The organism is Bacteroides sp. An322 (genome assembly GCF_002161765.1).
GTDB classification, from domain to species: domain Bacteria; phylum Bacteroidota; class Bacteroidia; order Bacteroidales; family Bacteroidaceae; genus Phocaeicola; species Phocaeicola merdavium.
The window spans coordinates 129688-141325 of the sequence record NZ_NFIN01000006.1; the positions used below are offsets into that span (position 1 = coordinate 129688).

6 protein-coding genes and 3 pseudogenes are annotated in these 11638 nt (G+C 44.5%); 6 read left to right on the forward strand and 3 right to left on the reverse strand.

The annotated features are described in order from the left end of the window. Positions 1-6: 6 nt before the first annotated feature. The 6 genes and pseudogenes from B5F91_RS05255 to B5F91_RS14860 all read left to right on the forward strand — a co-directional run. Positions 7-1668, forward strand: a complete 1662-nt coding sequence (locus B5F91_RS05255) for a RagB/SusD family nutrient uptake outer membrane protein (RefSeq protein WP_087428077.1) — start codon at positions 7-9, stop codon at positions 1666-1668. Positions 1669-1847: 179 nt separating this feature from the next. Beyond that, the gene (locus B5F91_RS05260; protein ID WP_087428039.1) at positions 1848-2237 is read left to right on the forward strand and encodes an L-rhamnose mutarotase; all 390 of its coding nucleotides are present in this window, start codon (positions 1848-1850) and stop codon (positions 2235-2237) included. Between the two features lie 30 nt (positions 2238-2267). Continuing rightward, a complete protein-coding gene (locus B5F91_RS05265) occupies positions 2268-3845 on the forward strand; it encodes a glycoside hydrolase 43 family protein (protein ID WP_087428040.1) in 1578 nt (525 codons plus the stop codon). 78 nt (positions 3846-3923) lie between these two features. Then, positions 3924-6521, forward strand: a complete 2598-nt coding sequence (locus B5F91_RS05270) for a TIM-barrel domain-containing protein (RefSeq protein WP_087428041.1) — start codon at positions 3924-3926, stop codon at positions 6519-6521. 21 nt (positions 6522-6542) lie between these two features. Further along, the gene (locus B5F91_RS05275; RefSeq protein ID WP_162611697.1) at positions 6543-8432 is read left to right on the forward strand and encodes a glycoside hydrolase family 97 protein; all 1890 of its coding nucleotides are present in this window, start codon (positions 6543-6545) and stop codon (positions 8430-8432) included. A 173-nt stretch (positions 8433-8605) separates the two neighbouring features. Further along, a pseudogene (locus tag B5F91_RS14860) lies at positions 8606-8725 on the forward strand (WYL domain-containing protein); the annotation flags it as partial. Between the two features lie 79 nt (positions 8726-8804). On the opposite strand, the pseudogene B5F91_RS05285 reads toward B5F91_RS14860, so the two are convergent. From B5F91_RS05285 to B5F91_RS05295, 3 genes and pseudogenes are all read right to left on the reverse strand, one after another. Then, positions 8805-8969 (reverse strand): annotated as a pseudogene (locus tag B5F91_RS05285) (site-specific DNA-methyltransferase); the annotation flags it as partial. Positions 8970-9284: 315 nt separating this feature from the next. Beyond that, a pseudogene (locus B5F91_RS05290) lies at positions 9285-9461 on the reverse strand (site-specific DNA-methyltransferase); the annotation flags it as partial. Positions 9462-9827: 366 nt separating this feature from the next. Further along, entirely contained in the window at positions 9828-11576 is a 1749-nt protein-coding gene (locus tag B5F91_RS05295; protein ID WP_087428043.1) for an ATP-binding protein, read from the reverse strand. Positions 11577-11638: the final 62 nt, after the last annotated feature.

Sequence of the window (11638 nt, forward strand, 5' to 3'; positions counted from 1 at the left end):
GCCCACATGATAAAGTTGGGTTTGTGTATTCTTCCTTTAGTAGGGGGAGTGTGCGGCTGTTCCGATTTATTGGATAAGAGCCCTAATTCGTCCATTTCCGATGGGAACTTTTGGAATAATGAAAAAGACGCTTATTTGGCTTTGGTAGGTTGTTATACGTTCCAAAGCGGGTGGACGAACGATGATTTTGCTACGGCTTGTGGTCTGCTTTATTTGGATTTCTGTGGTGGTAATGGTACAGAAAAAGAGAATTTCACGTCCATGATGGCGGGTACTAACTCGATAGCTACTAACAGTAATTCCGGACGTTATTGGAATAACGCCTATTGGATGATAGCCAAGCAGAATAATTTCTTGAAAAACGTGATTAATTGTCCGATGGACAGTGAGCAGACTCGTGCCCAATATATGGCTGAATCTAAGTGTTTGCGTGCATACTTTTTGTTCTATTTGGCTTTTCATTATAAGGATGTGCCCATGCCTTTGACTACGTTGACACGTGAGGAGGCTAATTCTATTTCACAAACTCCCCAGCAGGACGTATACGACCAGGTTGAGTCTGATTTGTTGGAATCTATAGATGTGTTGCCTGACTCGTATGACGCTTCGTCTTACGGGCGTTTCACTAAAAACGCTGCTCGTGTATTGTTGAGTCGTGTTTATTTGGCACAGAACCGTTGGGGAGAGGCTGCTTCCGTATTGAGGGCTGTCATGGATTCAGGACTTTATGAACTGGACCGCCGCAATGGAGACGATAGTTATGAGAAACTGTTTTGGATAGGCGGGGAGTATAGTCCTGAGACTATCTTCTGTGTAATGGGACTGGAGGACAAATTCACTACTGCCCGTTATCAATACCAATATCCGGAATGTGCTTATGGTGGCTGGCATCAGTTTGCCGTTTACAATGAATTGGTGAAGGAATACTTTTGTACGGATGGGAAGGGCATTGAGACATCGGAAGTCTACGATGACAACGACCCGTATATGAATCGTGACCTTCGTCTTTATGCTTCTGTTTTCTTGCCTCCATTGGGTAACTATCCCGGAACGAAGTTTAACGACTTGACGTATGATTGTTTCAACGGACCTAATACGGCTGATAGTTATAATCGTTATCCTTTGTTCAATGGCTATTGTCCTAAAAAAGGATGTGACCCTTCTATTACGGAAAACATAGGCTCTACACCTACTTATACTCCGCTTATGCGTTATGCAGAAGTTTTATTGAGTTATTTGGAAGCGTTGAACGAATCTGCTCCTGGCGATGTGACTCAAAGTGTGCTTGATGAAACTATCAATGATATTCGTGACCGTGTAAATTTGCCGGGTTATTCTAAGGCAGAACTTGCTTCGCAAGAAGCTGTACGCGAGGCTGTCCGCAAGGAAAGAAGAGTGGAATTGGCTTTTGAAGGATTCCGTTACTTCGATGTGCTTCGCTGGGGTATCGCTGAAGAGGTATTGAATCATACATTTACGGGCGTAAAACTTTCGGACAACCCCAATGACCGCAATTATCGCGGAAGTGGGGCTACAGCTTCTCCGGTGGATGAAGATATGTATTATCAGTTTGAAACTCGTTCGTGGGCAGCGCATAACCGGTACTTCCCTATTCCTCAGGGTGATATGAATATTAACAAGAACCTGAAGCAGAACGACGGGTATTGATTGTTATTAGGGTAACATGTACAGACTGGGGCTAAACCAGAACAAGCCTGCCTTACCAATAAAATGATGCATATTTTATGTGAATGTTTTATTGGAATTGGGTAGGCTTTTGTTATTTTTGTAGCGAGATCTCATCTCTTTTTAGCTTATTGCTTTGAAACATTTAAAAAAGAAACGTTATGACACAGAAACAAGGATATCCGGCAAAGAGTTATTCAGTGCCGACCAAACGTTATTGCCAGACATTGAGTCTGAAAGATAATCCAGCTTTAATCGCTGAATATAGGAAAATACATAGCCGGGCAGAATCATGGCCGGAAATCCGGGAAGGAATACGCTCGATCGACATCTTGGAAATGGAAATGTATATTTGTGGAACGCAAGTATTCATGATTGTAGAAACTCCTTTGGATTTCGATTGGGACACGGCGATGGAAGAGCTTTCTCATTTGCCACGGCAGCAGGAGTGGGAAGATTATGTAGCCCGTTTTCAAGAATGCGTACCGGGAAGCACATCATCCCAAAAGTGGAAGCTGATGGAGCGGATGTTTTATTTGTATGACGAATAGCGAGAGTATTGATTAAAAAAGAAAGTCCGTATGAAGCATTTGTTTTTATTTGTTTTTTGTTTCTGTTGTAGCAGTGCCGCTTTGATGGGGCAGCAAGCCGGATGGGGCAATTGGAAGATTTGGGGTGACCAAGGGAACGGTATGTATGTGAATCCCGTCATTCCGTCGGATTATAGCGATATTGATTGCATTCGGGTGGGAGAGGATTATTATGCCATATCTTCCACCTTCCAATTTTCGCCGGGCATGACGCTGCTGCACTCTAAAGACTTGGTCAACTGGGAAATCTGTTGCAACATTGTGGAAGATTTGACGCAAATAGGCGATGCGTTGAACTGGACGGTGATGGACCGTTATGCCCGTGGAATATGGGCAGGTACGCTCCGTTATCACGACGGGCGGTTTTATTTGTACTTCGGTACGCCCGATGAAGGTTTCTTCATGACTTCTTCTGTACGCCCGGAAGGACCTTGGGAACCGTTGACTCCCTTGATGCGTGAAGCCGGATGGGATGATTGCACGGTGATGTGGGATGAAGACGGGAAAGCTTATTTTGTAGGCACTCATTTTGCTGACGGTTATAAGACTTATCTCTTTGAAATGGCAGAAGATGGAAAAGGCATAGACCGCGAGTCGGCTGTGCTTGTCAATGAAGGCAATGGCAGGGAAGCCAGCAAGCTGATAAAGGCCGGCGAGTGGTATTATCTGGTATTCAGTGAGTATAAACCGGGGATAGGACGTTATGTCATGGCTAAACGTTCTCGTAAATTGGTCGGACCTTATAAAGAAGAAAAGCAATTGGCTTTGCCCAGTTGCGAAGCTATGGAACCCAATCAAGGAGGCATTGTAGAAGGGAAGGATGGCAATTGGTATTTCCTTACGCATCATGGCTCAGGCGATTGGAGCGGGCGGATTGTAAGCCTGTTGCCTGTTACGTGGGTAGAAGGCTGGCCTATCATCGGTGAGGTGCTTCCTCAACAGATCGGTACGATGGTGTGGAGCGGGAAGATGCCATACGAATATGAGGAAAAACTGACCCTCAAACGAAGCGATGATTTCGATGAAGCCCGCTTGGCTCCGCAATGGCAATGGAATTACCAGCCTCGTAAAGACTTTTTCTCATTAAGCAAACGACCGGGCTGGTTGCGCCTGAAGGCTTATCGTCCTTTGGAAGCCAATAACCTGATGAAAGCCGGCAATACATTGACCCAACGGACTTTCAGAAAGGAAACAAACGAAGTGACTATAAGGATGGATATTTCGGCTATGGTTGACGGGCAAAAGAACGGGCTTTGCCATTTCTCTTCAGAACATTCGGCTATCGGTATAGTAAAAGAGAAAGGTGTCTGTTATTTGGAATACCGGAAGAACGGTAAAATCACGAAAGGCAATCCTATACATTCCCGATACGTGTGGTTTAGTTCGCAATGGGGATTAGACGGCAAGTCCCGTTATTATTATAGTGTAGATGGAGATAACTTCATTCCCTTTGGTGAAGATTACCAACTGGTATGGGGAAACTATCGGGGTGACCGTATTGGCATTTATTGTTTCAATGATGAAAGCGATGGTGGGGCGGTGGATGTAGACTATTTCCATTACCGGTAAGGATGTATAAGTCTTATGACTTCATGTATAGGTTTGCTTTTTCGGTGAATTGTTATTTATTACGTAAAAGAGTGGATTATGAAAAAATTAATTTGTTTTTTTGTCGTTCTGTTTTGTTTTTTTGTGGAAGGAATGTCGCAAACGGTGCGTTCTTTTCAACGAGAAGATAATCGGGTCGTATTGGAAATGACAGACGGAGAATTACAACTTTATCCGTTATCGCCCAATACATTAAGAGTAAAGTTCGTAAAGCAATCTGTGGGAATGGAAATGCCTGAATGGATTTACGTGAATAGCGGAAAGGAGGAGACGTTTGCCATAGAGGAGGATAAAGATGCGGTTTCCGTTGTATTGCCGGGCATTATAGCCCAAGTGGAAAAGGAAAGTGGATTGATAACCTTCTTATCTCCGGCTGGAGATGTGATTTTACAGGAAGAAGCTCGTCTGCTTACACCGTCTGCTGTTCAAGGCATAGATACGTATTGTGCCACGCAAAAGTTTTATTCACCGGAAGACGAACATCTTTTCGGATTGGGACAGTTTCAGGACGGTTGCTTGAACGTGCGCGGATTGTCGCGCCGGCTTACGCAGGTAAATACACAGATTGCTATCCCCATGTTTGTGTCCGACAAGGGATATGGAGTGTTATGGAACAATTATGGATTGACTGATTTCAACCCTGCGGATGAGATGATTGAACTGGCTCCTTTTCAGAAAGAAGGCGAAGCAAAGGAAGTGGATGTGACTTCGACCGAAGGAGGTAAAAAAGAATTGCGTGAGAATTACATTTTCGCTTCGGAATTGACCATACCTGCAAAGGGACATTATTCGATTTTGTTGGATGTGGGGCAAACCATGGCAAGAAAATATCACTTGCGTATCGGGGATAAGACTGTCTTTGACATGGAAAACACGTGGTTGCCTCCTACCACTTCTGCGATTGTGGAATTAGAGGCAGGAACTTATCACGTCGTTGCAGAATTGGAGAAGAACGATAAGCCGAAAGTCTTTTTAAAGGAAGTGGATAATGAAACCGTACTCCGTTCTCCGGTGGCGGAATGTGTAGACTATACCGTGTTTTGTGGCAAGGCTGATGAGGTAATCGCTTCTTATCGCCAATTGACAGGGCGTGTTCCTTTATTCCCGGATTGGGCTTTAGGGTATATTCATTGCCGCGAACGATTCCACAATCAGCAAGAGCTGTTGGAAACGGCTGCTCAGTTTCGTAAAGATAGTTTGCCGATGGATGTGATTGTACAAGACTGGCAATATTGGGGGCGTTACGGATGGAATGCCATGAAGTTTGATGAAAAGGATTATCCGAATCCTACGGAAATGGTGAATAAATTGCACGAGCAAGATACGAGATTGATGGTTTCGGTATGGTCGAAAGTAGACCCTTCTTCTGAAGTCGGGAAAGCAATGGAAGAGCAAGGCTACTTCATTCCCGGAACTTCATGGGTGGATTTTTTCAATCCGAAAGCTGCAGCTTTTTATTGGGAGAATTTTAGTAACAGGCTCTTGGTGCATGGAATAGACGCTTGGTGGCAGGACGCGACAGAACCGGAGAATGATGACTTGCTTGGACGAAAAGTTGCCAATGGAAAGATACCCGGAGAGGTCTTTCGAAATGCATATCCTTTATTGGTGAGCCAAACGGTTTATGAAGGTTTGCGCCGGGATACCCCGAACAAACGAGCTATGATTCTTACCCGTAGCGCTTTTCCCGGAATGCAGCGTTATGCTACTGCTACTTGGTCAGGCGATATCGGATATGATTGGAATACATTGCGCAGGCAGATTGTTGCCGGATTGGGCATGTCAATTTCCGGGCAGCCTTGGTGGACGTATGACGCGGGTGGTTTCTTCCGTCCGGGTAATCAATACACAGATGCTGATTATCAGGAATGCATGATGCGCTGGATACAGACAAGCGTCTTTTTGCCTTTGATGCGTGTGCATGGATATGGAACAAATACCGAATTTTGGAATTATGGTTCAGAGGTTACTGCCCTTGCTCGCCAGTCGCTTGCCGATCGTTATCAGCTGGCTCCTTATATCTATTCGGAGAATGCGAATATCAGTTTCAATAATGGTACTTTTATGCGTCCTTTGGTGATGGATTTCGCAGATGATTCTGTGGCTGTTTCGCAAAAGTATCAATATATGTTCGGTCCTTCTTTATTGGTAGCACCTATCGTAGAAGAAGGTGTGAGAAATTGGAATGTGTATTTCCCTGCCACAGAAGGCGGATGGTATGATTTTTGGAGTGATAAGTATATAGCGGATAAAGGTTGGCAAGACGTTTCTGTATCTAAGAATCATATTCCGGTGTATGTAAAAGCAGGTTCGATTTTGCCATTGGCAGAGGGCAGACCTCAAACCATGAAAGAGGCTTATGCTGCCGATTGGATTGTTAAAGTATTTGTGGGGGCGGACGGCTCTTATACGTTGTACGAAGACGAAGGGACGAATTATAATTACGAGAAAGGCTTGTATTCGAAAGTCCGTTTCGATTGGGACGACAAAAAAGGTGAACTGACTATCGGAGAGCGGAAAGGCAAGTTCCCAGGAATGATTGGGAATCGTCGCATCCGTTTAGTAAAGGTGTCTGCGGTGTCTTCGGAATCGCATGACATCAGCTATACCGGTAAAAAGATAGTAGTGAAATTGTAGTTTAACAAAAATGATAATAGAATGATGACTACTTTATTTAATAAAATAGCCCTATTCTTGGCAATCGTTGCTTTGTGCGCTTGTCAGACGGAGAAGCAAGAAGTGGTTTCTCCCAATGGAGATTTGAGAGTTACGATAGAATGCATTCCTGAAAATGCTTATGGCGAAGCTGTTTTTTCTGTAGATTATAAAGGGAAACAAGTGCTTGCACAAACTCGTTTGGGCATGGAGACGGAAGTGCAGAAGTTAGCAGGAAACTTGAAATTGAAATCGGTTTCTGAAGCCAAGCCTATCGTAGATGATTATCAAATGCTGACCGGAAAGCGGAGCCATTGTATGAACGAAGCTTCCGAACGTGTTTATACTTTCGAAAATGAATCCGGGCAGGCATTGGATGTTACGTTCCGTGCCTACAACGATGGAGTAGTCTTTAAATATGGCATTTGTACAGAATCAGGCAAAGAGCGTATTATTCGTGAACATACCGCTTATGCTTTGCCTCAAGGTGCTAAGAGGTGGATGCAGAAGTATGATATAGGTTACGAAGGCTTTTTCCCTTTATCTACCGATGGAATACTTACCGGACATCCAGAAGTAGATACGTGGGGTTATCCGGCATTGGCAGAGTTGCAAGATTCCGTGTTCGTATTGCTGACCGAAGCGAATATCCGCCGGGGGCATTGCGGCTCTTTATTGTATAATGGCGAAAACCGCGATTGCTATCAAGTCCGTTTGGCTGATAATAAGATGCTGTGTGAAGGTGCTTGGGAGTCTCCTTGGCGGGTGCTTATCATTGGTAGCTTAGGCGATGTGGTGGAGAGTACGTTGGTGACCGATGTGGCAGACCCATCCAAAGTAGCGGATACGGAGTGGATAAAGCCGGGCTTAGTTTCATGGATTTACTGGGCGCACAACCATGGAAGCAAGGATTACCGTTTGTTGAAAGAGTACATAGACTTAGCTGTCCGCATGAAGTGGCCCTATAATCTGATAGACTGGGAGTGGGACGAAATGGGTAATGGCGGAAAGTTAGAAGATGCAGTGAAGTATGCAACAGCGTGTGGAGTCAAGTCTTTGGTGTGGTATAATTCGAGTACAGCTTGGTTAGGTCCCGGTCCGCTATACAGGTTGAACAAGAAGGAAGACCGCCGGAAAGAATATCAATGGTTGAGTGATTTAGGCGTATCGGGTATGAAGATAGACTTTTTTAACGGAGACAGCGTGTCTGCCATGAATTATTTCATCGACTTATTGGAAGATGCTGCCGATTATCAATTGATGGTGAATTTTCACGGAGCTACGGTGCCTCGCGGATGGCAACGTACTTATCCGCATTTGATGTCTGTAGAAGGTGTTTACGGTGCGGAATGGTATAACAATAATGCAATACTGACCGACCGGGCTGCTGCACACAACGCTACCTTGCCTTTTACCCGCAATGTCATAGGTCCGATGGATTATACGCCGGGCACTTTCTCTGACTCGCAATATCCGCACATTACCTCATACGGTCATGAACTTGCCTTGCCTGTGCTTTTTGAGTCGGCTTTACAACACATGCCCGACCGTCCTTCTGTTTACGCTCAGTTGCCGGAGGCAGTTAAACAGCTTTTGTCTGTTCTTCCTACGGCTTGGGACGATACGAAGTTGTTGGCAGGATATCCGGGTGTAGAGGTCGTTATGGCACGCCGCAAAGGTGACGTTTGGTATATAGCAGGCATCAATGGTACGGACAAGCCGCGCACGCTTCGTGCTTCTTTGGAGAAGTTGTCGGTGGATGGCAAGTCGATGGCATTGTTCAAAGACGGTGCCGATAACCGCAGTTTCAGTATTGAAGAGAATGTGCCGGCTGGTGATTCTCTTATTGTAGATTGTTTGCCACGAGGAGGTTTTGTAGGGGTGATAAAGTAAACAAAAGAAAAAGCGAGGTACCATTTTCTTGCCAGAACGACATGTTTTGTCGTTCTGGCTCCTTATCTTTGTCCCAAACAAAAGGAGGAAAGTCTATGGGAAGCCGATGGAAGGATTACAGCGGTTGCTGTTCATTATCAACAAATTGGAAGGGAAGAAACGTTATGTTCCCCAATGATTTTGTCATGGAGCTTCTTTCCCGAAGCCGTTCGTTGGAAGTGATAAGTCCTTTGCATCTCAGGGAGCGGGTACGGAGTATTTACGAAGAAGCGTTGAAGCGGAATGAATGTTAAGCATAATGGTTCTGTTATAATGCTCCGCTATCAGATATAATTGCTATGCCGGTACGATTATTAATCGTATCGATGTAGCCTGTGTGGGATGTTTTCCGCATGATTTTTTCCCATCGGGCAATGGCAGGCAGTTGCCAAACGTCCGTTATTTGTTTGTCTTCATTGATTTGCTTCATCACTTCATAATAATAGAAAAGATATTGTGATAGGTTCCGCTAACCCAGATTGTCCCGTTATCTTTTAGAAACTGTTTTAATTTAATTCGATAGTTTGTTTATCAAGCCATGAATCAATGTTTTGTCGAAAGGTATAGAAATCTGTTTCAAGCAGTCTCCCTTTTACGTTCTCCGTCCCAAAACCGTATGTTTTTGGTTCGAAAACCGTACGGTTTTGGGACGGAGAACGTACGGTTTTGGTTCGGAAACCATAAAAGGATGCCGTCTGCATCGGCAATATAACCCAAGTGTTTCATGTTTTGAAAGCATTTGGAATATACTTATAATGTCCGTAACATTTTTCTTTGATTAATTCAAAACAGTCTCTTAGTTTTTCACGACATTCCTTTATCCACGCATACGACTTTCCCACTTTGCACGCTTATCCCGCCATTGCTCAGGAAATAAGGCGGGTCGGCAAATATCATATCGAACTTGAAACTGAATTGTTTCAACAGTTCGATGCAGTCGCCGTGGAGGAGGGTGAAGGCGTGGTCGGAAGATTTGAAATAAGGGAGTATTTTATCATGAGAAATACAAGGATATTACTTATGCACTTTCCATCATAATTCATATTTGGAATACAAAAGAATATCAAAAATAAATCATCAATGGCAAAAGATCATTATATAACTTCCGTGATCAAAAAAGATCACTTTAATATTTGAATATGAATCAATATATCAGCTAATTGCAGATATGGAATGATACAGTAAGGTTAGAATATGATTACAGGAATATGGAGTTTCGCTTGCTTTCAATATTTTGTGAGAAATCTGTTGGCAAAGCATGCTTGATGTCTTCCAAAAGTTGCGTTTTCCCGCCTACCCATTTTACAAATGGTTTTGCAGATGTATATGTTTTGTTGTTCATATTCAGTACAAATGTTATTTTCTGCACAAAGATAATAAATCCATTGAAATTTCTTCCACTCTAATAGCCTCATACCCTTTAATCTGCACCACTATGGGATGCAGGGTTGTTCCTTGTATGAGCGATTTTACCTTTTCGCCTTGCGTGTATGCCTTGATTTGCTCTATGGCTTCCGCCCATTGGGCTTCGGCTTTTTCTTCTGTAGCCGTTTGGGGCAGGTATTTCAGTTTTAAGATGTAGCTGTGCTTTACCATGGGCCAACGGGTCAGGTCGGGCATGAGGAAGAAGTCGCAATAGCCGTGGTTCAGTTCCACTTCGGGGGCGGTGAGGTAATACGGGTTTAGGCTGAGGTAGGCGTTCATGAAGCCTTGCAGGTTCCGTTCGCCCTCTATTAGGCTTCGCACGGCGGTGGTGTCGTGATAGGCTTTCAGGATATGGTTCATCATGGAACGCCATTCCCCTTTGAAGGCGGCATCTGTATAGCTGCGCACCAAAGGCGAGAAGTCTATGGCGTGCACTTGTTGGTATTCCCGCAACAGGAAATCGTAATACTGCTTACGCACGTTGTTGTTGGGGATGCTCAGCTCTTGTTCAATGCCGTATGTGCCTGTAATGGTGACCATGCCGTAATAGAACAATAGGCTCTTGAACATTTTCGGGTCGGTCAGTTGGGCAGCAGGGAAAGAGTCTGCTACCGTGCCGAGCGTATATCCGTTTTCCGCTACTTCTAACAGGATTCCTTTCCGGTCTCCGTCCAATTGGTCGAGTTTGACGAGCTTGCCTAATTTGGCGTAATCCGTCCGTGTGTTGCGGTCTACCATTTCTTGCGGGGCATTTCCTTGCTGGATGAAATTGTTCAGATAATAGGCTACCATATCGCAATTGAACATCTTCGGGTCGGAATATACTGCCCTTTCCGAGAAGCAATATCCGTCGTACCAAGGCTTCATTTCGGCGATTAACGCTTCTTCATCGGCATGGAGTATGCCGGCTGATTGGTAATAGCGTATCATTTCCCGCACTTCGGTTTCGCTGAATCCTAACATCCGGTTGAACCGGGAATCCATAGTGATATTGGTGGCGATGTTGTATCCGCTGGTCAGATCATCCAGCGTCACAGGGCTTACTCCTAACATCAGAATGCGGTCGAAATTGCCTTTGAACTTCTTGAACACATCGCGGTAGAATCCGCTGGCATGGGTCATGGCATGGTAGATGGCTTCACCTTGTTCGTTAAGCACTGTGTTGGTGAAGTTATCGTATTCATCCACTATGAGGAATAGCTTATGGTTCTGTTGACGGGCAAAGGTATGAACGTAACTCATGATATCGCTTGCGGAAGTGAGTCGGGAAAGTTCATCCAGATAATAATCGGGATAATATTGAGCATATCTTCGGGCGAAATCCCGATATTGTACCCGTATGTAACCGTCGAAGTTTTCTTCCAATGCATGGATGTCTCCTCCTACTTGCGAGAAGTCAAGGTGGAGCACTTGGAATTTCCCTTGCCACGGCGTAGGATGTTCCGCTACCCATAGTCCTTTGAACATTTCGGGGAAGTTCTCCCGCTCGTTGATGTCGTAATAATAACGGAGCATGGAAAGGAACAGGCTTTTCCCGAACCGGCGCGGACGGATGAGGAATAGGAAGTGCCCTGCTTGTTCCATGGTTTCTATGTACATCGATTTGTCTACGAAGTATAAGGATTCCGTCCGGATTTGGCGGAAGTCCGATATGCCGTAAGGAAGGGGTTTGTATGTCATAGCCGTTTGCGTTTAAAAAGTCTGTTACAAAGATAATGAATTTGGTGGAATATAACTGCATT